Annotated in this window: 17 protein-coding genes; 10 read left to right on the top strand and 7 right to left on the bottom strand. The window is 72.8% G+C overall.

Translation table 11 applies throughout. From position 1 onward, the window contains the following. Positions 1–195: 195 nt before the first annotated feature. From msrA to ACFXG1_RS24720, 5 genes are all read left to right on the top strand, one after another. Positions 196–861 (top strand): peptide-methionine (S)-S-oxide reductase MsrA, encoded by a 666-nt coding sequence (msrA, locus tag ACFXG1_RS24740; RefSeq protein ID WP_384744575.1) that lies wholly within the window; start codon positions 196–198, stop codon positions 859–861. A 521-nt stretch (positions 862–1,382) separates the two neighbouring features. Continuing rightward, positions 1,383–4,571 (top strand): S8 family serine peptidase, encoded by a 3,189-nt coding sequence (locus ACFXG1_RS24735; protein WP_384744574.1) that lies wholly within the window; start codon positions 1,383–1,385, stop codon positions 4,569–4,571. Between the two features lie 275 nt (positions 4,572–4,846). After that, positions 4,847–8,218, top strand: coding sequence for a S8 family serine peptidase (locus ACFXG1_RS24730; protein ID WP_384744572.1), 3,372 nt, complete (start codon positions 4,847–4,849; stop codon positions 8,216–8,218). 235 nt (positions 8,219–8,453) lie between these two features. After that, complete coding sequence (locus tag ACFXG1_RS24725; protein WP_384713990.1) at positions 8,454–10,190, top strand: ABC-F family ATP-binding cassette domain-containing protein; 1,737 nt, start codon at positions 8,454–8,456, stop codon at positions 10,188–10,190. 27 nt (positions 10,191–10,217) lie between these two features. Continuing rightward, entirely contained in the window at positions 10,218–11,999 is a 1,782-nt protein-coding gene (locus ACFXG1_RS24720; protein ID WP_384713987.1) for a hypothetical protein, read from the top strand. Between the two features lie 132 nt (positions 12,000–12,131). Here the strand turns inward: ACFXG1_RS24720 and ACFXG1_RS24715 are convergent, their stop codons facing one another. Continuing rightward, entirely contained in the window at positions 12,132–13,373 is a 1,242-nt protein-coding gene (locus tag ACFXG1_RS24715) for an Ig-like domain-containing protein (RefSeq protein ID WP_384713984.1), read from the bottom strand. A 462-nt stretch (positions 13,374–13,835) separates the two neighbouring features. Here ACFXG1_RS24715 and ACFXG1_RS24710 point away from each other — a divergent pair, with 462 nt between their 5' ends. After that, positions 13,836–14,117: a hypothetical protein gene (locus tag ACFXG1_RS24710; RefSeq protein ID WP_384713981.1), complete on the top strand. Its 282-nt coding sequence runs from the start codon at positions 13,836–13,838 to the stop codon at positions 14,115–14,117. Positions 14,118–14,124: 7 nt separating this feature from the next. Here ACFXG1_RS24710 and hutH read toward each other — a convergent pair whose 3' ends face one another. The 5 genes from hutH to ACFXG1_RS24685 form a co-directional block, all read right to left on the bottom strand. After that, positions 14,125–15,669 (bottom strand): histidine ammonia-lyase, encoded by a 1,545-nt coding sequence (gene hutH, locus ACFXG1_RS24705; RefSeq protein WP_384713993.1) that lies wholly within the window; start codon positions 15,667–15,669, stop codon positions 14,125–14,127. Between the two features lie 592 nt (positions 15,670–16,261). Continuing rightward, positions 16,262–17,518 carry a diguanylate cyclase gene (locus ACFXG1_RS24700; RefSeq protein WP_384712357.1) on the bottom strand — a complete coding sequence of 419 codons (1,257 nt, stop codon included), beginning with the start codon at positions 17,516–17,518 and terminating at the stop codon, positions 16,262–16,264. A 101-nt stretch (positions 17,519–17,619) separates the two neighbouring features. Beyond that, positions 17,620–18,537 (bottom strand): enoyl-CoA hydratase/isomerase family protein, encoded by a 918-nt coding sequence (locus tag ACFXG1_RS24695; RefSeq protein WP_384744569.1) that lies wholly within the window; start codon positions 18,535–18,537, stop codon positions 17,620–17,622. A gap of 114 nt (positions 18,538–18,651) precedes the next feature. Continuing rightward, the gene (locus ACFXG1_RS24690) at positions 18,652–19,728 is read right to left on the bottom strand and encodes an adenylate/guanylate cyclase domain-containing protein (RefSeq protein WP_384712363.1); all 1,077 of its coding nucleotides are present in this window, start codon (positions 19,726–19,728) and stop codon (positions 18,652–18,654) included. A gap of 461 nt (positions 19,729–20,189) precedes the next feature. Continuing rightward, the gene (locus ACFXG1_RS24685) at positions 20,190–21,125 is read right to left on the bottom strand and encodes a biotin--[acetyl-CoA-carboxylase] ligase (protein ID WP_384712352.1); all 936 of its coding nucleotides are present in this window, start codon (positions 21,123–21,125) and stop codon (positions 20,190–20,192) included. Between the two features lie 137 nt (positions 21,126–21,262). Here ACFXG1_RS24685 and ACFXG1_RS24680 point away from each other — a divergent pair, with 137 nt between their 5' ends. The 4 genes from ACFXG1_RS24680 (at position 21,263) to ACFXG1_RS24665 (ending at position 24,159) form a co-directional block, all read left to right on the top strand. Then, the gene (locus tag ACFXG1_RS24680; RefSeq protein ID WP_384712349.1) at positions 21,263–22,861 is read left to right on the top strand and encodes an acyl-CoA carboxylase subunit beta; all 1,599 of its coding nucleotides are present in this window, start codon (positions 21,263–21,265) and stop codon (positions 22,859–22,861) included. A 14-nt stretch (positions 22,862–22,875) separates the two neighbouring features. Next, positions 22,876–23,085: an acyl-CoA carboxylase epsilon subunit gene (locus tag ACFXG1_RS24675; protein WP_384712346.1), complete on the top strand. Its 210-nt coding sequence runs from the start codon at positions 22,876–22,878 to the stop codon at positions 23,083–23,085. A gap of 252 nt (positions 23,086–23,337) precedes the next feature. Further along, positions 23,338–23,466, top strand: a complete 129-nt coding sequence (gene mmpB / locus ACFXG1_RS24670; protein ID WP_384712343.1) for a morphogenic membrane protein MmpB — start codon at positions 23,338–23,340, stop codon at positions 23,464–23,466. Between the two features lie 60 nt (positions 23,467–23,526). Further along, positions 23,527–24,159 (top strand): Maf family protein, encoded by a 633-nt coding sequence (locus ACFXG1_RS24665; protein WP_384712340.1) that lies wholly within the window; start codon positions 23,527–23,529, stop codon positions 24,157–24,159. 25 nt (positions 24,160–24,184) lie between these two features. Here the strand turns inward: ACFXG1_RS24665 and ACFXG1_RS24660 are convergent, their stop codons facing one another. Next, a complete protein-coding gene (locus ACFXG1_RS24660) occupies positions 24,185–24,676 on the bottom strand; it encodes a hypothetical protein (protein ID WP_384712337.1) in 492 nt (163 codons plus the stop codon). Positions 24,677–24,842 lie beyond the last annotated feature (166 nt).

Raw genomic sequence — 24,842 nt, 5'->3', positions numbered from 1 at the left:
TTTTTTATTGATTCGGCGACCTCAGAGTTCTACACTGGTTTAGTCGTCGGAATTGTCATTTGTGTATACGAGACAGGTCGCCCGGCCGCGCCGCCGGAGGTGGCGCGGCGTGCCCGACCGGGCGCACGATGTTTCCGGAATGTCCGCGGCGTCCGCGGCGTTCTCCGGATACCGACCTCCCGAGGAGGAATCCGCATGTTCCTGTCCCGCCGCGTCCCCGTCCTGCCCACCCCGGAGGAGGCGCTCCCCGGCCGTCCCTCCCCCGCCTTCCAGGTCCCCGAGCGCCATACGGTCCTGGGCAACCCCCTGCTGGGCCCGTATCCGGACGGCCTGGAGGTCGCGGACTTCGGCCTGGGCTGTTTCTGGGGCGCCGAGCGGAAGTTCTGGCAGTCCCCCGGAGTGTGGACGACCCTCGTCGGCTACCAGGGCGGCCATACGCCGAACCCCACCTATGAGGAGGCCTGCTCGGGCGCGACGGGCCACACCGAGGCGGTCCGGGTGGTCTACGACCCGGCGGTCGTCTCCTACGACCAGCTCCTCAAGCTCTTCTGGGAGTCCCACGACCCGACGCAGGGCTTCCGCCAGGGCAACGACGTCGGCACCCAGTACCGCTCGGCGATCTACACCCACTCCCCCGCCCAGGCCGAGTCCGCCGAGGCGTCCCGCGCGGCGTACCAGAAGGTCCTCACCGGCTCCGGCTACGGCACGATCACCACGGAGATCCTCCCGGCCGAAGGCCGCCCCTTCTTCCCCGCCGAGGCTTACCACCAGCAGTACTTGGACAAGAACCCCGGCGGATACTGCGGCATCGGCGGTACGGGGGTCAGCTGCCCGGTGGGCGTGGCCCGCGCCGACGGCTGAGGCCGTGGTCTCCGCCCCCGGCCCGGGTTCCTTCCCTCCCCGGCACCTTCGTGCCGGGGAGGGAAGGCCGTGATCGCCTGGGGCGATATCGAGGCCATCACCGGCCGGGCCGGGCGGCGTCTTCATGCGGGCGCCGATCAGGTGATGCCGGTCGTCCGGCCGGTCGTGCCGGGTTCCGTGGCACGTGGAGAGCGGCGCGCGCAGGCCGGAGCCCCGAGGGGATGAGCGTCCGTCCGGATGTCCGGCATCGCGGGGAAGATCGTCAAGCTGTCCGAATCGTAGGCAACCCTTTTCACTCCATTGAGCAACCGCAACACCCCTGGTGATACTGCCCGGACCCGAAAGGCACGGGCATTCGAACCACTTCAGGGGAGAGCATGCGTAGACGCGCCAGAAGGTCGTTACTGATATCCGTCGCCGTCGTCACCGGTACGGCGCTCACCGTGGGAGCGGGTGGGGTACCGGGCGGCAAGTCCCCCGGTGGAGGGGGCGATACGGGGGGTCAGCGGGGGCGCGGGGTGGTGGCGCATACCGTCACCCTGGTCACCGGGGACCGCGTACACATCGGGCCCCAGGGGGACGTCGTCTCCGTCCGGCGGGGTGAGGGCCGGGAGGGAATGCCCTTCCAGACGCAGCGGAGCGGGGGTCGTACCTATGTCGTCCCGCATGACGCGCAGCGGCTGATCGCGGCCGGGAAGGTCGACCAACGGCTGTTCGACATCACCGAGTTGGCCGGTGCGGACGCCCGGCGGGTGCACCGCGGGGGCACAAAGGTGATCGTCACCTACGGCGGGGCGTCCGCCGGGGCGGCGAAGGCCGGGGTCCGGGCGGCCGACGGGGTCAAGGAGCGGCGGGCGCTACCCGCGGTGAACGCGGAGGCGCTGACCGCGGACCCGCGGAACGCCACGGCCCTGTGGAAGGCCCTCACCGGACCGGCGCGCGGTGGCACCTTCGCCGCGAACGCCGGGGTGGAGAAGATCTGGCTCGACGCCGTCGTCAAGGCGAGCCTGGACAAGACCACGACGCAGATCGGGGCGCCCGCGGCCTGGTCGCGGCAGCTGGACGGCGCCGGGGTGAAGATCGCCGTCCTGGACACGGGCATCGACGACTCCCATCCCGATGTCGCGGGCCGGGTCGCCGCGGCGCAGAACTTCTCCGACGCGGCCGACGCAAAGGACCGTGAGGGCCACGGTACGCATGTGGCATCGACGGCGGCCGGGAACGGGACCAAGGACGCGCGGTTCAAGGGTGTCGCGCCCGCCGCAACGCTCCTCAACGGCAAGGTCCTCAACGACGGGGGCAGCGGCAGCTGGTCCGGGGTGATGGCGGGGATCGACTGGGCCGTCGCCCAGGGCGCCGATGTCGTCAATATGAGTCTGGGCGGCGCCGACAGCCCCGGGGTCGACCCGGTGGAGGCCCTGGTCAACAAGTACACGGCCGAGAAGGGCGTCCTGTTCGCCATCGCCGCCGGCAACTCGGGCCCCACGGCGTCCAGCGTCGGCACCCCGGGCACCGCCGCGGGCGCGCTGACCGTGGGCGCGGTGGACGACAACGACGGTCTCGCGTACTTCTCCAGCCGCGGCCCCCGGTGGGACGACGGAGGCATCAAGCCGGATGTCACCGCGCCGGGCGTCGATGTGACCGCCGCTGCGGCCACCGGCACCGGCGGCCAGAGCCCGCCCGGGTACGCCACCTTCTCCGGTACGTCGATGGCCGCGCCCCATGTCGCGGGCGCCGCCGCCCTCCTCAAGCAGCGGAACCCCGGCTGGGCCGGCCCCCGGATCAAGGCCGCGCTCGCGGGTTCGGCGAAGCCGGGACCGTACACCGTGTGGGAGCAGGGCACCGGCCGGATCGCGGTCGACCGGGCGATCGGACAGCAGGTCACCGCGGAGCCGGCGTCCCTGGCCCTCGGCACCCACCGCTGGCCGCACGACGACGCGGCGCCCGCCACCGAGCGGCTGACGTACCGCAACGACGGCCCGGCCGGGATCACCCTCGACGTGGCCGTCACCGACGCGAAGGGGCCCGACGGGCAGGCGGCGCCCGCCGGTCTGTTCACCCTGGGCGCCCAGCGGATCACCGTGCCCGCGGGCGGCACCGCGACCCTCGACGTGACCTCGAACATCGCGGTCCCCGGCGCGGTCGACGGCCGCTACCACGCCACGGTCGTGGCGACCGGTGACGACGGCCGAACCGTGCTGCGTACGGCCGCCGCCGTGGACCGCGAGCGGGAGTCGTACGACGTCACCGTCCGGGCGATCGGCCGGGACGGCGCGCCCGACCGCGACGCGACGGCGCGGCTCGCCCTGCTCGGCGACCCGTCCGAGGAGGTGAGCATCCCGGTCGACCTCTCCACCGGGGAGCGGACGATACGGGTGCCCAAGGGCGAGTACGTGCTGGTCGGCGAGTCGTTCAAGTACGACGATCCGGCGGCGGGCGTCGATCTGCTGCTCCAGCCGCGCCTGGTGGTGGACCGGAACGTCTCGGCCGTGCTGGACGTCAGGACCACCAAGCCGGTCAGTATCACCGTGCCGGACACCGCGGTGAACGAGACGATCGGCACCATGCTGTTCGAGGTACGCCACGGCCAGTCGAGGTCCACGGGCATGTCCCTGACCCCGAGCCTGAACAACCTCCGGACCGCGCATGTCGGCCCGTCGCTCTCCGGCGGCTCGGTGACCGCCTGGGCCCACGGCAACTGGCAGAAGCCCGGTACCGACTACAACACCGTCCACAAGTCCGGCGGCACCCGCTTCCCGACCGGTCTGACCAAGCGGTACAAGGCCGGCGACTTCGCCCGGGCGGACGTCGGTCTCGGCGTCTCGGTCCCCGGCAAGACGAGCGACTACACCGCCTACGCCGTGATCCCGGGCCTCTACGGCATGGGGGCGCTCACCTTCGACGCCGCGCCGAACCGCCGGACGAGCTGGCTGACGACGGCCGACGGCGTCAAGTGGGACCTGTCGTTCTCGCAGCTGAAGTCGTTGGACGACTGGATGGAGCCCGAGGCGTCGTACATGTTCCCGGCGGCGCGCAGCCTCACCGCGGGGAAGAAGTACCGGTTCGACTTCAACACCGGGGCCCACGCTCCCGCGACGACGCAGGACTGGGGGGTCTTCCGGGAGAACGACGCCCTCTGGGGCAATCTGCCGCTCTTCTCCGACGGATGGGGCAATATCGCCCTGCACTACACGCACGACACCGCCCGTACGACCCTGCACCGGGGGTCGACACTGGTCGGCAAGGTCGACGCGCCGCCCAGCGGCGACTTGTTCACCCTGTCCCCGGAGGCGGCGACCTACACGCTGGCGACCTCGGTGACCAGGGCGCCGAGCGTGACGAAGGCCGGGTCCCGGGTGGACGCGTCGTGGACGTTCCGCTCCCAGCGGACCGACGCCTGGACGCAACTGCCGCTGTCGACAGTCCGGTTCACCCCCGATGTCGCGCTCGACTCCACGGCCCCGGCCGGGAAGACGCAGACCTATCCGGTCACCGTCGCGGGTCCGGCCGCCGGGAAGAACCTGAAGTCGCTGGCCGTCTCCGTCTCGTACGACGGCGGGAAGAAGTGGCAGAAAGTCACCGTGAAGAAGGGCAAGATCACGGTGAAGAACCCCGCCAAGGGCAAGGGGATCACCCTGCGGGCCCATGCCGTCGACAAGTCGGGCGGCAAGGTGTCCTTGACGGTCCACAACGCCTACCTCGGCAGGTGACCGCCGTACGGGGGTAGCACGCGGTAGAACGCGGTAGCACGCGAAAACGGCCCGTCCGGGCCCGGGGCATCGTCCTCCGGCCCGGACGGGCCGTCTCCGTTCCGGCCCACACCACCCCACCACCCCACCACCCCGCTATTACGCGGCGATTACGTAATTCCGAGTTATCACGGTCGCCGTTCTGTTGGCCTCGGCCCCCGGCCCGGACATGCTTCCGGCACCGGGGGAAGGACGTACCTCCCCCGGTTCCCGATGACTTCCTCCTGGGGAGAGCCATGCGACAACGGAGCGGAAAACGTCTCGGCACAGGGATGGGTCCCGGCGTCACGATCGCCGTGGGCCTGGCCCTGACGGCCGGGTTGACCAGCCCGGCGACCGCCGGCACACCGAAGAGCGGGGCGCGTACGGCCTTATCGGACGGCCCGTCGGCGACCACCGTCCACACCCTGACCCTGGTCACCGGCGACCGGGTCACCGTCGACGCCGAGGGCCGGCTGACCGGCTCCGAACCCGGCGCGGGCCGCCAGGGCATACCGGTCAGATCGTTCACCGACCGCGGCCGTCATTACGCGATTCCGTACGACGCCGAGCAGTTGATCGCCGCCGGGAAGGTCGACCGGCGGCTCTTCGATCTGACGGATCTCAGCCGTCCCGAGGCGCGCCGGGCCTACCGCGACGGCGTCAAGGTGATCGTGGCGTACGGGGGCCGGGCGGCCCGGTCCGCGAAGGCGGACGTCCGGGAGGTGGAGGGGGCGACCGTACGGCGGAGTCTGCCGGCCCTGGACGCCGATGCCGTCACCGTCGCGCCGGACCGGGGCCCAGCGCTCTGGAACGCGCTGACCGGCACCGCCCGGAACGGCCCCTTCAGTACGGGGCCCGGGACCCCCGTTGCCCGGCCCGGGATCGAGAAGCTCTGGCTCGACGCCGTCGTCAAGGCGAGCCTGGACCGCACGACGGCACGGATCGGGGCCCCGGCCGCCTGGTCGCGCTCGTACGACGGCACCGGTGTGAAGATCGCCGTCCTGGACACCGGCATCGACGGCACCCACCCCGACCTCGCGGGCAAGGTCGCCGCATCGCACAACTTCTCCTCGGCGCCCGACGCGGTGGACCGGCAGGGGCACGGCACCCATGTCGCGTCGATCGCCGCCGGGACCGGGACGAAGGACCCCCGCTTCAAGGGCGTCGCCCCCGGCGCCACCCTCCTCAACGGCAAGGTCCTCGACGACGGCGGCGCGGGCGCCACCTCCGACATCGCGGCGGGCATCGACTGGGCCGTCGCTCAGGGCGCGGACGTCGTCAATCTGAGCCTGGGCGGGGAGGACACTCCCGGGATCGATCCACTGGAGGAGCAGATCAACCGGCTGTCGGCGGAGCGGGGCGTCCTGTTCGCCGTCGCTTCGGGCAACTGGGGCCCCGGGCCCGGCAGTCTCAACTCGCCCGGCAGCGCGGAGGCCGCCCTCACCGTCGGCGCGGTCGACGACAACGACGCGCTCGCCGAGTTCTCCAGCCGGGGTCCGGGCGCCGGCGACGGCGGTATCAAACCCGATGTCACCGCGCCGGGGGTCGCCGTGACCGCGGCCGCCGCCACCGGGACCGGTCCGCAGGACCCGGCCGGATATGTCGCGCACGACGGTACGTCGATGGCCACGCCCCATGTCGCGGGCGCGGCGGCCCTCCTCAAGCAGAAGAACCCCACCTGGACCGGCGCCCGGATCAAGGCGGTGCTGACGGGCACGGCGCGGCCGGGACCGTACACCCCGTACGAGCAGGGCGCGGGCCGGATCGCCGTCGACGAGGCGATCGACCAGCCCGTCGTCGCCGAACCGGTGTCGCTCTCCCTCGGCGTCCAGCGCTGGCCGCACCACGACGACACCCCGGTCGCCCGGCAGCTCACCTACCGCAACACGGGCACCACGGCGATCACGCTCGATCTGGCCGTGGCCGGCCGGACCCCGGCGGGCGGCCCGGCACCGGCCGGGTTCTTCACCCTCGACGCGCCCCGGCTGACCGTCCCGGCGGGCGGTACCGCGTCCGTCGGCCTGACCGCCGACACCCGGGTGGAGGGCGGCGGCGACGGCCTCTACACGGGCTCGGTCACCGCGACCGGGGGCGGCGGAACCGTCCGCGTCCCCGTCGTCGTCGACCGGGAGGTGGAGTCGTACGACCTCACACTGAAGGCTGTCGGCGCCGACGGGACCACCGCCACCACCTTCGCGGCCGGTCTCACGGCCTTCACCGGGACCGAAGCGGGGCGGACCCGCGAACCCGACCTCTCATCGGGGACGGCGAAGCTCCGGGTCCCGAAGGGGCGCTATCTGCTGGAGGGCACCGGACGGGAGATCCGCGACCCGCGCGACCGCTTCCACCTGATCGTCCAACCGGAGCTGACCGTCGACGGCGACACCACCGTCACCCTGGACGCCCGGGACACCCGGCCGGTCGCGATGTCCGTGCCCGACCCCGGGGCCACCCCGTACTGGATGAACGTGACATCGAGCCTCGACCGGGACGGGCAGCGGTACTCCCGGAGCCGGCTCTTCGACCAGCACATCGAGGTCGCGACCGCGCACCTGGGCCCGGACGCCGGCGGCGGCACGCTGCGGCAGTCCTTCGTCGGCTCGTGGGTGAAGGGGGCGAACGGCGTGAACGGGGCGACCGAGTACCACGCCGCGCATGTCGTGGACGGGGCGCGCTTCGCCACCGGGGTGACGAGGGCGTTCACCGCCGACGAGTTCGCGACGGCGGAGATCGGCCTCGGCCTGTCGGTGCCGGGCCGACTGGCCGCACTGAACATCGGTGTGGTCCTGCCGGGCAACCACTTCTCCAAGTTCTCCCGGGCCAGGCCGGGGCCCGAACGGCTGACCGTACGGCTCTCCACCGGGCACGGGGCGCGATGGCGGCTGGGCGCCTCCCAGCACATCCCGAACACCATGGGCGGCATCGAAGCCGCCTACGAGCGGGACGCTCGGGCGTACACGGCGGGGCAGACCTACCGGATCGACTTCAATACGGCGGTCCACGGCCCGCTGACCGACGACCGGTGGGGCGTCTTCCGGAACGGGAACGCCGTCCTGGCCGATATGCCGCTGCTCGCCGACGCCCACGGCCATCCCGGCTCGACGGTGATCAGCGGAGCGCGGACGACCCTGCACCGGGGGACGACCCTCGTGGCGGACGTCCCGCGCAGCCTCTTCTGGCGGGAGCCGGTCACCATCCCGGCGGCGGACGGCTTCTACACGCTGACGACGCATGTCACCCGTGATCCGGCGGTGTCCCGGGTCGCGAGCCGGGTCGACGGGGTGTGGACGTTCCGGTCGGCACAGACCGCCCAGCGGTCGCGACTGCCGCTGTCGGTGGTCCGCTTCGGCGCGGCGGTCGACGTCGACGGCACGGCGCCCGCAGGCACGCTCCAGACCTTCCCGGTCACCGTGCAGGGCCCGGCCGCCGGCTCGAATCTGAACGCGCTCGCCGTTCTCGCCTCGTACGACGGTGGTACGACCTGGCAGTGGAAGCCGGTCGTCAACGGCGAGGTCACGATGGAGAACCCGGCGGCGGGCAAGTCCGTCTCCCTCCGGGCCCATGTCGTCGACAAGCAGGGCAACACGGGATCGGTCACGATCCGGGACGCGTACTTCGGGAAGTAGCACGCCGCCGGGCGCACGCACCGGGGGCCGGGAAAACCGTTCGGCGGTCGGCCCGGCCCCCGGGTACGGTGGACGCATGGGCTCTCACCTGCACTACTTCTTTCTCTGATCGGGACCGCGGCCGCGACCGCGTCGAGCGGCTGACCGCTCCGCGGGCGTGCCGCCCCGGCCTGCCCCGCTCCGGCTGAGCGCACTCTTCTCGCCGGGCCCCTCTTCTTCCATCAGGGAAAGAACCATGCGCGAACGCGCCCATTCACCTGTATCAGCTCTTACACCCTTTACATCCCTTTATCAGGACAGCTCCCGCCATGCCCAGCTCACTGTCCGGGACGTCTCCAAGGCGTACGGACCGCGGCCCGTGCTCGACCGGGTCTCCTTCACCGTCCGCCCCGGTGAGCGGGCCGCCGTCATCGGCGAGAACGGCTCCGGCAAGTCCACCCTGCTCCGGCTGCTCGCGGGCGACGAGACCCCCGACGACGGGGAGCTGACCGTCGTGGCGCCCGGCGGGACCGGGCATCTCGCCCAGACCCTCGACCGCGGCTTCGGGCTCGGCCCCGGCCACACCGTGGCGGACACCGTCGACGCGGCCCTCGCCGAGCTGCGGGAGATCGAGCGGCGGCTGCGCGCCGCCGGGGAGGGTCTGGGCGCCGATCCGGACGAGGAGCGGCTGGCCGCGTACGGCGAACTGCTCACCGCCTTCGAGGAGCGCGGCGGCTACGAGGCCGACGCCCGGGTCGACGCCGCCCTCCACGGGCTCGGTATCGGCGGCATCGGACGCGACCGGCTCCTCGGCACGCTCTCCGGCGGTGAACGGTCCCGGCTCGCCCTCGCCTGCGTCCTCGCCGCCGATCCCGAGCTGCTGCTGCTCGACGAGCCGACGAACCATCTCGACCGGCGGGCCGTGGAGTGGCTGGAGGAGCGGCTGCGCGCCCACCGCGGCACGGTCGTCGCCGTCACCCACGACCGGGCGTTCCTCGAAAGGGTCGCCACCACCGTGCTGGAGGTCGACCGGGACACCCTGGGCGTACGGCGGTACGGGGACGGCTGGGCGGGCTACCGCACCGCGAAGGCCGCCGCCCGCGCCCGATGGGAGCAGGACCACCGGGAGTATCTGGACGATCTCGCCCGTACCGAGGAGGAGGTCGAGGCCGCCGGGCGGCGTCTCGCGACCACCGGCAAGGACCCGGGGCAGGGCTTCGGCAAACACCGCAGGTCCCACGAGGCCAAACTCTCCGGCCGGGTCAGGGCGGCCCGGCAGCGGCTCGAACGGCTGCGGCGGGAGCCGGTGGCCGCCCCTCCGGAGCCGCTGCGATTCCGGGCGGCCCCCGCCTTGTCGGCGGACGGCCCGGACGGCACGGAGGGCACGGAGGGCACGCCGCGCGCCGCCGACGGGCCGGTGACCGAATTGACGGATATCGCCGTCGGCGACCGGCTGCGGCTGCCGGAGCTGTCCGTGACACCCGGCCGGCGGCTGCTGGTGACCGGCCCGAACGGGGCCGGGAAGACGACACTGCTGCGGGTCCTCGCCGGTGAGCTGCGCCCTGACCGGGGCGCCGTACACCGCCCGGGGCATGTCCGGGTCGGCTATCTGCCGCAGGAGCTGCCGCCGTCCCCGTCGCCGAAACCGCTGCTGGCGGCGTACGCGGCGGGCCGGCCCGGCCATCCCGACGAGTACGAGGAGGAACTCATCGGCCTCGGTCTGTTCCGCCCCGACGATCTCGTCGTACCGGTCGGCGCGCTCTCCGTCGGCCAGCAGCGGCGGCTGGCACTGGCCCGGCTGGTCGCCGCCCCCGCCGACCTACTCGTCCTCGACGAACCCACGAACCATGTGGCGTTGAGCCTGGTGGAGGAGTTGGAGGAGGCGCTCGGCCGGTACGCGGGCGCGATCGTCGCGGTCTCCCACGACCGGCGCTTCCGCGACGGCTTCGGCGGGGACCGGCTGGAGCTGCGGGACGGGCGCCCGGCGGGCTGACCCGGGAACGCGGTTAGGGTCATATCCGTGGGGATCAGTGAGCAGCGGACCACGGCCGACCCGACCACGGCCGACAGCGACATCACCGGAGCCGACGGTACGGGTACGGGTGCGGGCGCGCCCGTACCCGTGTCCGGGGCGACGGCGGACGGCGCACCGGGCGGGAAGGGGCGCGGCCGGTGGCTCGTACCGCTGATCGCGACCGGTGTCGTCGTCCCGCTGTACGTCCTGTGGGCCGGGTGGCTGGCGACCGGCGGCGGTGATCTCGCGGCCCAGCTCCACTGGACGGGCTTCGCCGAGGCGCACCCCTCGTCCGCGTACAACCTGTCCTGGTACGGGGGCACCCACACCGCGAATTACAGCCTGCTCGCCCCGCCGCTGATGGCGCTGTTCGGGGTGCGGGCGGTCTCGGTGGCCGCCGGGCTCGTCGGCACCTGGGCGATGGCGCTGCTGTTCGTCCGCAGCGGTGTGCGGTATCCGGTGTGGCCTTCGGTGGCCGGGGCGCTGGCGCTCTGGGCGAATGTCGCGTCGGGCCGGACGACCTTCGCCCTGGGCACGGCGATCGGGCTGATCGCGATGGTGTGCGTCCAGCGGGGCCGGGTCCGGCTCGCCGCCCCGGTCGCGGCGCTGGCGACCGCGGCGAGCCCGGTGGCCGGGCTGTTCCTGGTGGTCGTGGGCGCCGCGTATCTGCTGGAACGGCGTTGGCGCCCGGCGCTGGCACTGCTGGTGCCGCCCGCCCTGGTGGTGGGGGTGACGACGGTCCTCTTCCCCTTCGACGGGGAGATGCCGATGCAGACCAACAAGCTGTGGATGCCGCTGTGGGTCACGGCCGTGGTGGTGCTGGCGGCCCCGCGCGGCCGGGAGTGGCGGCTGGTGCGGTGGGGTGCCGCGGTCTACGCGCTCGGGGTCGTCCTCACCTACTTCACCCCGTCCCCCATCGGCCGCAATGTGGAGCGGCTGGTGGGCCTCGCCGGACCGCCGGTCCTGCTGGCGGCCCTGATCGCGACCGTCTGCGCGCTGGGCGGCCCGGCGGCCGTCCGGGACGCCGTACGGAACGCGATACGGAACGCGGCACGGCGCGCGGGCCGGGCGGCGGCCGTGCCCGTGGTGTCGGCGGTGGCGCTGACGGTGATGCTGGCGATCAACTCGCACTGGCTGGTCGACAAGACCGAGGACGACCTCGTGGTCTCCAACAAGGTGCCCGTCTGGGCGTCGGAGACCGACGCGCTGGTACGGGAGCTGGAGCGGCTGGGCGCCGACCGGACCCGGGTCGAGGTGGTGCCCGCGCGCAACCACCGGGAGGCCACCGTGCTCGCCCCGCACGTCAATATGGCGCGCGGCTGGAACCGTCAGCTGGACGTCGAGCGGGGGCGGCTGTTCTACGACGGGTCGCTGACCGAGAAGACGTACCGGGAATGGCTGGACCGCTGGGCCGTCGGCTTCGTGGTGCTGCACCACGGGCGCCCCGACGGGCCCGCCGAGGCGGAGGCGGCGCTGGTGCGCGGCGGCCCCTCGTATCTGGAGCGGGTCTGGCGGGACGCGAACTGGTCGGTGTACCGGGTACGGGACGCGGTACCGCTGGTCGCCGCGCCCGCCGAGGTGGTCGACCAGGACCGGGCGGAGATGCGGGTACGGATGCCGGCGGCCGGGTCGGTGACGGTACGGGTGGCCCACTCGCCGTGGCTGCGGGCGGAGGGCGCCTGTCTGGAGCCGGACGGCGAGTACACGCGGCTGACGGTGGAGAAGGCGGGCGAGTACCGGCTGCACTCGGCGTACCGGCTGCCGTGGACGTCGGACCCGGGCTGCTGAGACCGGGCGGTCCATCGGGCGGGACATCTGCGGCACGGCGAAGGGCGGCACCCCGGGTGGGGTGCCGCCCTTCGGCGTCGCTCGGTGTCGCGTTCCGCGTCGTTCGGCGTCGTTCGGCGTCGACCGGACCGGTCAGAGCGCGGAGCCGGCCTTCCAGGCCGCCCAGTCCATGTTCCAGCCGTTCAGGCCGTTGTCCGGCTTGATCGTCTCGTCCTTGGAGTTCCGGATCACCACGACATCGCCGATCAGGGAGTTGTCGTAGAACCAGGCACCGGGCTGGTTGGGGTCGTTCGCGCCCTTCTTGTCGTTGAGGCCGACACAGCCGTGGCTGGTGTTCTGGCCGCCGAAGACGGAGTCGGCGCCCCAGTAGTTGCCGTGGATGAAGGTGCCGGAGGTGGAGAGCCGCATGGCGTGCGGGACGTCCGGGATGTCGTACTCGCCGCCGAAGCCGACGGTCGCGCCGTTCATCCGGGTCTCCTTGAACTTCTCGGAGATCACCATCTGACCGTTGTACGTCGGGGTGGCGGGCGCGCCCGCGGAGATCGGGATGGTGCGGACGGTCTTGCCGTTCCGCTTCACCACCATCGTCTTCGTCTTGGCGTCGACGGTGGAGACCTGGTTACGGCCGATCTTGAAAGTGACCGTCTTCTGCTGGACACCGGTGACACCCGGCGCACCCTCGACCCCGTCCAGGGCGAGCTTCAGGGTGACCGTGGAGCCTTCCTTCCAGTACTGCTCGGGCCGGAAGTCGAGGCGCTGCGAGTTGAACCAGTGGCCGACGATCTCCTGGCCACCGGTGGAGGTCACGGTGATCCCGGTCTGAACGGCCTTGCGGTCCTTGATCGGCTTGTTGAAGTTGATCGACACCGGCATGCCGACGCCGACGGTCTTGCCGTTGTCCGGGGTGAACGTGCCGATGAAGCTGTTGTCCGGGGAGACGGTCGTGAAGGACCCGTTCTCGTGGACGGTGAGGCCCTTGTCGTCCTTCGCGGTGGCGGAGACCTTGTACGACGTGGACCGCTTCAGCGACTTGGCCGGGGTCCACTTCTTGCCGTCGGAGGAGATGGCGCCCTCGACGGGCGTCCCCTCCGACGTCACCATCTTGACCTCGGTGAGGGTGCCTTCGGCGACGGTGACCTTGGCGTTGTTGATACTGCCGTTCTTGGAACCGTTCTTGGGCTCGATGGCTATTCGGGCCTTCGAGACCTCCTTCGCGGCGGCCTTGTCGACCTCGGCCTGGGTGTTCTTGCCGTTGTCGCCCTTGCCACCGTCGTCACCACTACAGCCGGCGAGCACCATCACACCACCGAGCACAGCGGACGCGACCATCAGCCCCCGGCGCCGCTTGCTGTCCGTCTTCACACGCTTCTCCATCGTCGCCTGTCCCCCATGTCCCCTGACCGAACAGTGGGGAACACATCGATTACCAGGCGTTCGGTTCCACATCCTGTTGGTGATGTGGTGAACACCACTCGTGTTTTTCGGCCGCTCCACCGGGTTTCCCGTGCGTGCCGCCTCCGGCCACGGTACGCGTGACCGGAATCCGACGGTCGGGGCGGGTGCCTCCGCCCGTCCCCGGGGCCGTATCGCGTCTTCCGGTTGCGTTACGGGGCAGGCCGGTTGGGGAATCCGCACCCCGATTTCCCCCCGGGTACGGCGGTTCACTAGCATCGGCGCACCGCGACCGGCAGGACCGGGTTCCGACCGGGTTCCGACCGGGTCCGCGTCTTCCGTACGCCCCCGTGCGCCGTGCGCGCCGTGTGCGCCTCGGGCTTTCCGGGCACCCGCCCCGTCGTCCCGATCACCGCAGCGTTCGTCCCCAGGAGGACCACTTCCGTGTCGCTCGCCCGCCGACCACTGATGACCGCCGCCGCGGCGGGGTCTCTGCTCTGCGCCCTGTGGTTCGTCCCGTCCGCGAACGCGGCACCGGAGCGGCCCCGGGCCGACTGGTCATACGCCACGGCCGTGAGCGCCGGCACGGGCGGCGGGCAGCCCCACCTGGCCGACACCGGGAGCTTCGACTCGACTCCGTATCTGATCGGCGGTACGGGTTTCCTGGGGCTCGGTATCGCCTTCGTGACATACGCCGTACGACGCGGGCACTCGGTCTCCGAGTAGCCCCGGGTCAGCCCAGCGGGCCCGTGACCGGCTCCACCGCTGCGATCAGCCGACCGTCCCTGACGAACTCCTCCGCCGCCGCGAGCTCCGGGGCGAGGAAGCGGTCGGGCCCCGGGCCCTCGATCCCCGCCGCACGCAGGGCCGCCACCACGGCGGCCGACGCGGGCGCGGGGGTGAGCCCGTCGCGCAGCTCGATCGCGCGGGTCGCCGCGTACAGCTCGATGGCGATGATCCGCCCCAGCGCGTCGACGGCGGTCCGCAGCTTGCGCGCCGCCGACCAGCCCATGGAGACATGGTCCTCCTGCATCGCGGAGGACGGGATGGAGTCGACGGAGGCCGGGACGGCGAGCCGCTTCATCTCCGACACCAGCGCCGCCTGGGTGTACTGGGCGATCATCAGACCCGAGTCGACGCCCGGGTCGTCGGCGAGGAACGGCGGCAGGCCGTGGCTGCGGTTCTTGTCGAGGAGCCGGTCGGTACGGCGCTCGGCGATGGAGCCGAGGTCGGCGGCGGCGACGGCGAGGAAGTCGAGGACGTAGGCGATCGGCGCACCGTGGAAGTTGCCGTTGGACTCCACCCGGCCCGCCCCCGGCAGCACCACCGGATTGTCGACGGCGGCAGCGAGTTCGCGGTCCGCGACCAGCCGGGCGTGGTCGAGGGTGTCCCGGCCCGCGCCCGCGACCTGCGGGGCGCAGCGGACCGAGTACGCGTCCTGGACCCGCGGCGCGTCGTCCTGCTGGTAGTGGCCGGTGAGCTCCGACCCCTTCAGCACCGCCGCCATATTGGCGGCGGCCACGGCCTGGCCCGGGTGCGGCCGTATGGCGTGCAGCTCGGGCGCCAGGACGCTTTCGGTGCCGAGGAGCGCTTCGAGGGAGAGCGCGGCGGTGATGTCGGCGGAGGTGTGCAGCCGCCGGAGGTCGTCGATGGCCAGGAGCAGCATGCCGAGCATGCCGTCCGTGCCGTTGAGGAGGGCGAGCCCCTCCTTCTCCCGCAGTTCGACCGGGTCGATGCCGTGCTCGGCGAGGAGTTCGCCGGCGGGCCGCACCCGCCCGTCGGGGCCCTCCGCGTCCCCCTCGCCCATCAGCGCGAGCGCGCAGTGGGACAGCGGTGCGAGGTCCCCGGAGCAGCCGAGGGATCCGTACTCGTGGACGACGGGGGTGATCCCCGCGTTGAGGACGGCGGCCATGGTGCGGGCGATCAGGGGCCGTACGCCGGTGTGCCCGGAGCAGACGGTCTTCAACCGCAGGAACATCAGCGCCCGCACGACCTCGCGCTCCACGTGCGGCCCCGTCCCGGCGGCGTGCGAGCGCACGATGTTCCGCTGCAGGGCGGCGCGCAGCTCGGGCCCGATATGCGCGGTGGCGAGCGCGCCGAACCCGGTGGACACCCCGTACACCGGCTCGGGCTTGGCGGCGAGCGCGTCCACGACGGCCCGGGCGGCGGCGAGCGCGGACTCGGCGGCGGGTGAGATCTCGACCCGGGCGCCGTGCCGGGCGACGGCGACGACATCGGCGGAGCTGGTACCGGACGTCCCCACCACGACGGTATGCATATCCATATTCAGCAGCGTACGTATTGAATGCCGCCATGTCACCAGGGTGTCGCCCGGGGTGGCCGCCCCCGCGCGGCGCGGGGTCCCCCGGTGGCCCGGGTGCCGGTTTCCCGCGGGGCGCGGGTTGCTTCTGCGCCTCAGTCGCCGGCGGGGCTGTGGTGGGGGTGGCCGTTGCTCCGGGGGTTTGCGCGGGTACTTGCTTGGCGCGGGTGGGGCCGGTCGGCTCCGGGGTGACCTCCTCGCCGTCGGCGGTGCGCGGCTCCTTGGAAACGCTGACCGCTTCCGTACCGCCGACGGCTGCGGGGGCCACCCCACATCCACCCGACCAACGTCATCCTTACCTGTCCCCTGTCCCGAAGCCCGCCACGGGAGGGGAAGGTTTTTTGGGGGCGCGGGGAACTGCGCGAGCAACCATGGACGGCCCGCACCCAACCGCGAAGCGGAAGGATCCAGGGGCGCGGGGAACTGCGCGAACAACCACCCACCGGCCCGCGGGCCGAAGAGCACCCGTAGGCGCCGGACGCGTCCGGTCCCGGGGCCCGGGGCCCGAGCCACGGCGCTGGAGGTCCCGCACGGGAGGGCGTCGGGGCTGTCAGGGGGGCTCCGGGGGGACGCCACGGAAGCGGCGGCGGTCCTGGGGGTGGCGCCGCGCAGGGGCGTCCGCGAGGCGCAGCACCGCCCCGTCCCGCCCCGCCACCACCGGCTTCGCCGAGCCCGCCGCCTTCGCCCGGTACTGCGCCGCGTCCGCCAGCCGGAACAACCGTCGCGCGGTACGGATCTGACCGATCGGATCCCCCGTCGACGCCACCCCGCAGGCGACGCCTTCCCCCAACTCCATCTCCGCCGCCCGGACGCACAGCTCGTCCGCGACCCGGACGACGTCGTCGGCCGCCGGTCCCACGCACACCAGACAGAACTCGTCCCCGCCGAGCCGCGCGGCCAGCGCGTCCGCCAGTATCGCCCCGCACAGGGACAGCACCGAGCCGAACCGCTCCAGCAGCCGGTCGCCGACCTCGTGGCCGTGGGTGTCGTTGACCCGTTTCAGCCCGTTGAGGTCGCACACCACGAGGCTGACGACGGTCCCGTCGGCACGGTGCCGTTCGAGGGCCTCGTCCAGCCGGGTGTCGACGGCGCGCCGGTTGGCGAGCCCGGTGAGGGGGTCCGTGAAGGCGAGGCGCCGCACCTCCTCAAGACGCTCGGTCTGGGCGATACCCGCGGCGACGACGGACGCGAGGACCGTGGCGAAGTGGGCCTCGTCGCGGCCGAAGACGGGCGCGCCCGGCGGCCGGGCCACGTACAGCTCGCCCCACGCGCGCCCGTGGAGCACGATCGGCGCGACGACGCAGCAGCCGCGCCTTCGGCGGCGCAGGGCCGCGGCCCTGCCCGTCGCGCCGCCGGGCGGCGGGACGGACGGATGCCGGTAGCCCCGTATCGCGCCCGGCCGGGGCCCGTACTCGGGGACCGCGGAGTCCCGGCCGGGGTCCGGCACGACCGGTGCCGTCTCCTCCGGCTCCTCCGGCTCCTCCGGCTCCGCCGTCTCGACCCATGCCTCGGGCTCACCACCGCCCGCCCACCGCTCGTGCAGAAACTCGGTGATCTCGGGGAACCGGTTGACGGGATACGTCTCCGCCTCCGGGAACTCCTCCTCGCCCGGTGCCCGCGCCCCCGCGTTCACCAGCACTCTCAGCCGGCCCAGCTCCCGCTCCCAGACGGAGAGCGCGCCGAAGGAGCCGTCGAGCGCGGCGCACGCGCCCAGTGCCGCCGCGCGCCAGAACTCACGCGGGGTCTGCGCCGCGGCCATCGCCTGCGCCAGTGTCACCACGGCCCGCAGCCGCCGATCCTCAGCCATCACCCCAGACTAAGGACCTATGTCCGGTTTCTGCCGGTTGAACTGGCCCGGGTCATCTCACCCAGGGTGACGATCGCCGGGCGAGCGGCTCACCCACCCGCTCACTGACCCGGCCACCGCGGCTTCCGCTTCTCGTTGAACGCGGCCACTCCCTCGGCCCGGTCCCCGGAGAAGGCGACCGTCCGCCAGGCCGCGTCCTCCACCTCCAGGCCCGCCTTCAGATCGAGTCCCTGCCCCAGCCGCAGGGCGCGCTTGGCGGCCCGCAGTCCGACCGGGGAGTTCCCGGCGATCCGGTCGGCCAGCGCCAGCGCCGCCGTCCTGGCGTCGCCGCCGTCCTCCGCGAGCCGGTCCACGAGCCCCAGGGCCAGCGCCTCGTCGGCGGCCACCCGCCGGGCGGTGAACACCAGCTCGGCGGCGCGGGCCGCGCCGACCCGGCGGGGCAGCAGCTGCGTACCGCCGCCGCCGGGAATGACCCCGACCGACACTTCGGGGAGGGCGACCACGGTGGTCGCGTCGGCCACGATCACATCGCAGGAGAGGGCGAGTTCGTAGCCGCCGCCGAGCGCGTAGCCGTGGACGGCGGCGACGGCGGGCATCGGCAGTTCGAGTACCCCGGTGTACGCGGCGCGGGCCAGTGGGCGCTGCCGCAGGAGTTCGGCGTCGGAGAACCCGTTGCGCTCCTTGAGGTCGGCGCCGACGCAGAAGGCCCGGTCGTGGGAGGAGGTCAGAACGGTGACCCGGACGTCCGGGTCGGCCGCGAGAGCCGCGCACGCATCGGCGACGGACCGGGCCATCGCGGAGGAGACCGCGTTCATCGCGGCGGGCCGGTCGAGGACGAGTTCGGCGACATGGCCGGGACCGTGCGTACGGACGACGACGAACTCCCCGAAGCGCCGCTCCCGTGCCTCGTCGCCGGTTCCGCCCGCGCCGACCTCCGCGGCCAGGAAGGACGGCGAGAGCGGGGGCGATGACTGCGGGGGCAGCGGCGACTGCGCCTCTCCCGACGGCGGCACGGACATCCGACACCCTCCCGGTTAACGACGGTTCACCGGATCATAGGCATCGCGCCCCGCGCCTCCGCAAGACCGTGCGGCACGTGACTCGCGGGCCATGGGCCCCGGGCCGTACGCGCGTCACGGCCGCCGGGAGAGCATCCACGGCTCGACGACGCCCAGGCCGCGGACCGGGCGCTGCCACATCGGCTGGAGCGCGTAGCGGTACGGCGGCGGGGGCTCGCCCTCCTTCTCCGCCGCCGCGGCCTCCTCCGCCGCCTGTGTCTCGGACTTGGGCGCGTCGCCGGTCCTGATCAGTTCGAGGGCGAAGGCGCCGTCCACCAGGATGGTGTCCTTCGGCGCTATCGACGTCAGCCTGCTCGCCAGATTGACGGTCGTCCCGAAGACGTCGCCCATCCGCGTCGTGACGGTCCCGAAGGCGAGTCCGACCCGGAGGGACGGCATGACCTCGTCCTGCTGCATCGCGTCGATCAGCCGGAGCGCGATCTCGGACGCGGTACCCGCGTCGTCGGCGGCGTACAGCACCTCGTCGCCGAGGGTCTTGATGAGCCGTCCGCCGTGCGCGGCGACCAGGTCGGCGGCGGTGGTCTCGAAGATCTCGACGAGTTCGCCCAGCTCCTCCTCCTCCAGCCGGCGGGTCAGCCGGGTGAAGCCGACGAGGTCGGCGAAGCCGATGGCGAGCCGCCGGTCGACCATCTCCTCGTCGTCGGCGGCCTGGACCACCCGCCCGGTGGCGGCGGCGAGCTGGCGCCGCCATACGTAGACGAGGAACTCCTGCAACTCCGGCAGGAGCAGTTCGATCAGCGGATACGTGACCTCGGTACGGGTCATGCCCGGCTCGGGCGGTTCGGTCAGCCCTTCGAGGAAGGAGTCGATCTGCCATTCGGCGAGCCGGGCCGTGGTCTGGCCGGTGGAGCGGGCGACCTGGATCGCCATCGGCTCGCTCAGCAGCCCGGCCTCCACCAGACCGGCCAGCCGTCGCAGTGCGAGTACGTCGGCCTCGGTCAGGGCCTTCGCCTGGCCGATGTCGGCGAAGCCCATGGCCCGCCAGAAGCGGGAACCCAGTTCGATGGAGACCCCGGCGGTCCGCGCCGCCTGGAAGGGCGTGTAACGCCGCTCGGCGCCGAGGATGAGCTGTTCCAGCCGGATGGCGAGGGGGTCGTCGGTGGGTTCGGCGGTGTGGTCGACGGCGTGCAGGGGGGTGGGATGTACGGCCCCGGCACCGGCCGCCCCGGAACCACCTTGGCCGCCCTGACCCGCGTGGCCGCCCTGACCGGATCCCGTACGAGCCGCCGCGTCGGCCCCGCCCGAACGCCCGGAGTCGTCGGACGCGCCCGCGCCGGAATTGGTGTCGTCGACGGTCACCAGCCGCCTCCTGCCCTTTCCCCGCGCAATTGCCTGCCGCTCTGTCGCTCGATCGCCTCAACGATACGGCAGATGTGCCCTGGCTCACGTCCCCGCTGCGGTTCCGGTCCGCCGTCCGGTAACCGGTGCCGTGCGGGGGTGCCCCACCGGCCGCCGTTCCCGCCCCGCACGCCGCCGACCAGGCATCACACCGCTGTACGTGTCCGGTACCCGGCGCACAGGACACGTCCCGCCGGGCCGGCGGCGCCGTACCTAGCCGTACGGCGTCGAACGCAGCCGGCCTCCGTCCGCGTTCAGCCGGTCGGCAGCGGGCGGAGATGGACGATGTCGCCCGCGCCGACGGCTTGCCGCTCCCCGCCCTCCAGGGCCAGGACCAGGCGTCCGTCGCCGTCCAGCGCCACCGCCTCACCGGTCAGGGACCGGTCGCCGGGCAGTTCGGCCCGTACCGTACGGCCCAGCGTCGCACAGCCTGCGGCATATGCCGCCTGCACATTTGACAGAGTGGGGTCGCCGCCCGCGGCCCGCCAGTCGCCGTACCACCGCTCCAGCGACCGCAGGACCGCCCTCAGCAGGGGATCGCGGTCGGTGGAGACCGCGCCCGCGAGCGCCAGCGACCCGGCGGTGGGGACGGGCAGTTCGGCGGCGCGCAGGCCGACGTTGATCCCGATCCCGACGACCACCGCGCCGCCGCCGGCGCTGTCGGGGCCACCCGCCCGCTCGACCAGGATCCCGCCCGTCTTGCGCTCCTCGCCGTCGACCTTCACCAGCAGGTCGTTGGGCCATTTGAGGGACATGTCGACCCCGGCGGACCGGCTGAGTCCGGTCGCGGCGGCCACCCCGGCGAGCAGCGGCAGCCAGCCCCAGCGCTCCACCGGGACGTCCGGCCCGGGGCGCAGCAGTACGGAGAGGAAGATCCCGGAGCGCGCGGGGGCGCTCCACCGCCGGTCCAGCCGCCCCCGCCCCGCGGTCTGTTCCTCGGCGACGAGCACCGCGCCCTCGGCGGGGCCTTCGCCGCCGGCGGCGGTGACCCGGGCGACGAGATCCGCGTTGGTCGAACCGGTCGCCGGGACGACATCGAGCGACGTCCACAGTCCACCGGGTCGTACGAGCGCCCTGCGGAGGGCGGACCCGTTCAGCGGCGGGCGCTCCAGATCGCCCCAGGGACCGTTCCCACCGGCCTCCGCCGACCGGTCTCCGGGGCTGTTTCCAGGCGCATTCTCAGACGTCATGCAAGCCAGCGTAGGTGTGGCATACGCCGCACTGCGCGGGCGTATCGCCGCCGATACGCTACGAAGCGGTAGCCGAAGGCGACGATCCGCCGGGCGCCCGTCCCCCGTTCTCGTCGCGTTCAGGGAGCCGTATCCCGATGTCAGAGCCGGAACAGCACGACAGCACCACCCACACCACGGCGGGCCGGATCGCGGATCTGCGGCGCCGGGTCGACGAGGCCGTACACGCCGGTTCGGCGCGGGCCGTGGAGAAGCAGCACGCCAAGGGGAAACTGACCGCCCGTGAGCGGATCGCGCTGCTGCTGGACGAGGACTCGTTCGTCGAGTTCGACGAGTTGGTCCGGCATCGCTCCACCAATTTCGGCCTCGACGGGACCCGGCCCTACGGCGACGGCGTCGTCACCGGCTACGGCACGGTCGACGGCCGCCCCGTGGCCGTCTTCTCGCAGGACTTCACGGTGTTCGGCGGGGCGCTGGGCGAGGCGTACGGGCAGAAGATCATCAAGGTGATGGACTTCGCGCTGAAGACCGGCTGTCCGGTCGTCGGGATCAACGACTCCGGGGGCGCGCGGATCCAGGAGGGGGTGAGCGCGCTCGGGATGTACGGCGAGATCTTCCGCCGCAACACCCACGCGTCCGGGGTGATCCCGCAGATCTCCCTGGTCGTCGGGCCCTGCGCGGGCGGCGCGGTCTACTCCCCGGCGATCACCGACTTCACGGTCATGGTCGACCGGACGTCCCATATGTTCATCACGGGTCCCGATGTCATCAAAACGGTGACCGGTGAGGACGTCGGGTTCGAGGCGCTGGGCGGAGCCCGTACCCACAACACCACATCGGGCGTGGCGCACCACATGGCGTCGGACGAGAAGGACGCCGTCGAGTACGTCAAGTCCCTGCTCTCCTATCTGCCGTCGAACAACCTCTCCGAGCCCCCGGCCTTCCCCGAGGAGGCCGGTCTGGCGCCGACGGACGAGGACCGCGAGCTGGACACGCTGATCCCGGACAGCGCCAACCAGCCGTACGACATGCATACGGTCGTCGAGCACGTCCTCGACGACGGGGAGTTCCTGGAGACGCAGACGCTGTTCGCGCCCAACATCGTCACCGGCTTCGGCCGGGTCGAGGGCCGGCCGGTCGGGATCGTCGCCAACCAGCCGCTCCAGTTCGCGGGCTGTCTCGACATCGACGCCTCCGAGAAGGCGGCGCGGTTCGTCCGGACCTGCGACGCCTTCAACGTCCCGGTCTTGACCTTCGTCGACGTCCCCGGCTTCCTGCCCGGGGTCGACCAGGAGTACGGCGGCATCATCCGGCGCGGCGCCAAGCTGATCTACGCGTACGCGGAGGCGACGGTCCCGCTGATCACCGTGATCACCCGCAAGGCGTTCGGCGGGGCGTACGACGTCATGGGCTCCAAGCACCTGGGCGCCGACCTCAACCTGGCCTGGCCGACGGCGCAGATCGCGGTCATGGGCGCCCAGGGCGCGGTCAACATCCTGCACCGCAGGGCGATCGCCGAGGCGGGTGACGACGAGGCGCGCGAGGAGACCAGGGCGCGGCTGATCGCGGAGTACGAGGACACCCTGCTCAACCCGTACACGGCGGCGGAGCGGGGCTATGTCGACGCGGTGATCGTGCCGTCGGACACCCGGGCGCAGATCGTCCGGGGCCTGCGGCATCTGCGGACCAAGCGGGAGAACCTGCCGCCGAAGAAGCACGGCAACATTCCGTTGTAAGAGGGGCGGACACGATGATGATCAAGATCGTACGGGGCAACCCGACACCGGAGGAGCTGGCGGCCGCGCTGGCGGTGGTCCGCGCCCGGGCCCTCGGCGCGGGCACCCCCCACCCAGACGAGCCCCCGGCCGTCTCGGAGTGGTCCCGCCCCGCCCACCGCACCCGCCCCCCGCTCCCCACCCCGTCCCCGAACGCCTGGCCCCACACCTTCTGGCCCCGGTAGCACCGCTCCCCTGCGGGGCGCCGTAGCCATGACATCGAGTCCCGCCCACGCCCGGTCGGTGGCCGCAGGTGGAGTTTCCAGGGGCGCGAGGAACTGCGCGGCCACGGGCAACCAAGGCGCTGGGGCCCCCACGGCCCCGGGGGCGAACACAGGGCCATGGGCCCGAGGCCCATGGGATCCCGCGCCCCCGCGGGAGGCGATTAGGTACTCGTACTCAGGCGTAACCGCCGCTCGCCCGGCACCATCGAAGACATGCTGTGGTCCGATCCGAAGAACGAACCCCCCGAGGAGCTGCGCGAGACGCAGGCCATGCTGCGCCGCGCCGGGCTCGTGCTCGCGCTGGCCATGGTGCTCGGGATGATCGTGGTGGGTCTGAGGTGATCACCCCGGGCCTGCCCCGAATGGGGTAATCCGGCGGCGAACCCCGCCTACCATGGCCGCATGACCGCCCATGCCACCCCCCGCCCCGCCGTGCCCCGTCTCGTCCTCGCCTCCGCGTCCCCCGCCCGGCTGCGGCTGCTGCGCGCGGCCGGATTCGACCCCGAGGTGATCGTCAGCGGGGTCGATGAGGACGCCCTGACCGCGCCCTCCCCCGCCGAACTCGCGCTCGTGCTCGCGGAGGCGAAGGCCGCGGTCGTCGCCGCCAGGCCCGAGGTCGCGGGCGCTCTGGTGATCGGCTGCGACTCCGTCCTGGACCTGGACGGCGAGGCGCTCGGCAAGCCCGTGGACGCGGAGGAAGCCACGGCCCGCTGGAAGGCGATGCGGGGCCGCTCCGGGGTGCTGCGCACGGGCCACTGCGTCACGGACACCGCCACCGGCCGGATCGCCTCGGCCACCGCGTCGACGACGGTCCGCTTCGGTGAGCCGTCGGACGCCGAGATCGCCGCGTACGTCGCGACCGGCGAACCGCTGCACGTGGCGGGCGCCTTCACCCTCAACGGGTACTCGGCGCCGTTCCTCAACGGGATCGACGGCGACCACGGCAATGTCATCGGCATCTCCCTGCCGCTGCTGCGCACCCTCCTGACGGAGCTGGGCCACTCGGTGACCGACCTCTGGATCCCGCGGGGCTGACGCCCCCGACGAGGGCGTCCCCGGGTCACACCGGCGCCGCCCCGCCGACCGCGGGTCCGGGGCCCGGGCCGGGGCCGGGATCGGGGCCTTCGCCGTTGTCGCGGGTGGTGGCGCGGCAGGCCCGGCGCGGGGTGTCGTACGACATCAGCAGCAGCACGATCAGACCCAGGACCGCCATCACGACGGCGAAGGCCGTCCAGCCGACCAGGCCGACGGTCAGGGCGCCGAGCGCCCCGTGGAGGACGGCCGCCGCGATCAGCACGCCGCGGGCGACGCGGCCGGGGGCGCGGTCGCGGACGGCGGTGGTGAGGGCGATCGCGGCGCAGGCCGCGAGGAAGAGGCCCGTGCCGACACCGGTCACCCAGGTGCCGACGACCATCGTGCCGGGGTCGAGACCGTCCAGGGACATCGACTGGACGTCCACGAATCGGGCGAGGATGCCGTTGATCACCACCACGCCCATGGCCTCCAGGGCCAGGACGACCGCGGCGACCGCGGCCACCGGTCTGCGTATCACCGTTACTCCAACCGGAAGCAAGAGCCCGTCGCGGGCGGCACGCTACTAACGGGTAGCCCCGGAGACAAGATGTCGCGCCCCGCGCCGGGCGGGCACCCGTGGCGCGGCGGAGGCACACCGGAGGCACACCCCCTGTCGCACCCCTCACCCGTGACCGTCCCGGGCG

The sequence above is a fragment of the Streptomyces sp. NPDC059248 genome, from assembly GCF_042753905.1.
Taxonomy (GTDB): Bacteria; Actinomycetota; Actinomycetes; order Streptomycetales; family Streptomycetaceae; genus Streptomyces.
The sequence above is the reverse complement of the archived record's forward strand: the minus strand, read 5'-3'. Positions and strand labels throughout refer to the sequence as shown.

Coding starts and splice junctions, on each gene's coding strand:
- ACFXG1_RS24665 (WP_384712340.1), top strand. CDS start 23,527: ATGACCGCCCATGCCACCCCCCGCCCCGCCGTGCCCCGTCTCGTCCTC.
- ACFXG1_RS24675 (WP_384712346.1), top strand. CDS start 22,876: ATGATGATCAAGATCGTACGGGGCAACCCGACACCGGAGGAGCTGGCG.
- ACFXG1_RS24725 (WP_384713990.1), top strand. CDS start 8,454: ATGCGCGAACGCGCCCATTCACCTGTATCAGCTCTTACACCCTTTACA.
- ACFXG1_RS24685 (WP_384712352.1), bottom strand. CDS start 21,125: ATGACGTCTGAGAATGCGCCTGGAAACAGCCCCGGAGACCGGTCGGCG.
- hutH (WP_384713993.1), bottom strand. CDS start 15,669: ATGCATACCGTCGTGGTGGGGACGTCCGGTACCAGCTCCGCCGATGTC.
- msrA (WP_384744575.1), top strand. CDS start 196: ATGTTCCTGTCCCGCCGCGTCCCCGTCCTGCCCACCCCGGAGGAGGCG.
- ACFXG1_RS24715 (WP_384713984.1), bottom strand. CDS start 13,373: ATGGAGAAGCGTGTGAAGACGGACAGCAAGCGGCGCCGGGGGCTGATG.
- ACFXG1_RS24680 (WP_384712349.1), top strand. CDS start 21,263: ATGTCAGAGCCGGAACAGCACGACAGCACCACCCACACCACGGCGGGC.
- ACFXG1_RS24695 (WP_384744569.1), bottom strand. CDS start 18,537: ATGTCCGTGCCGCCGTCGGGAGAGGCGCAGTCGCCGCTGCCCCCGCAG.
- mmpB (WP_384712343.1), top strand. CDS start 23,338: ATGCTGTGGTCCGATCCGAAGAACGAACCCCCCGAGGAGCTGCGCGAG.
- ACFXG1_RS24730 (WP_384744572.1), top strand. CDS start 4,847: ATGCGACAACGGAGCGGAAAACGTCTCGGCACAGGGATGGGTCCCGGC.
- ACFXG1_RS24700 (WP_384712357.1), bottom strand. CDS start 17,518: ATGGCTGAGGATCGGCGGCTGCGGGCCGTGGTGACACTGGCGCAGGCG.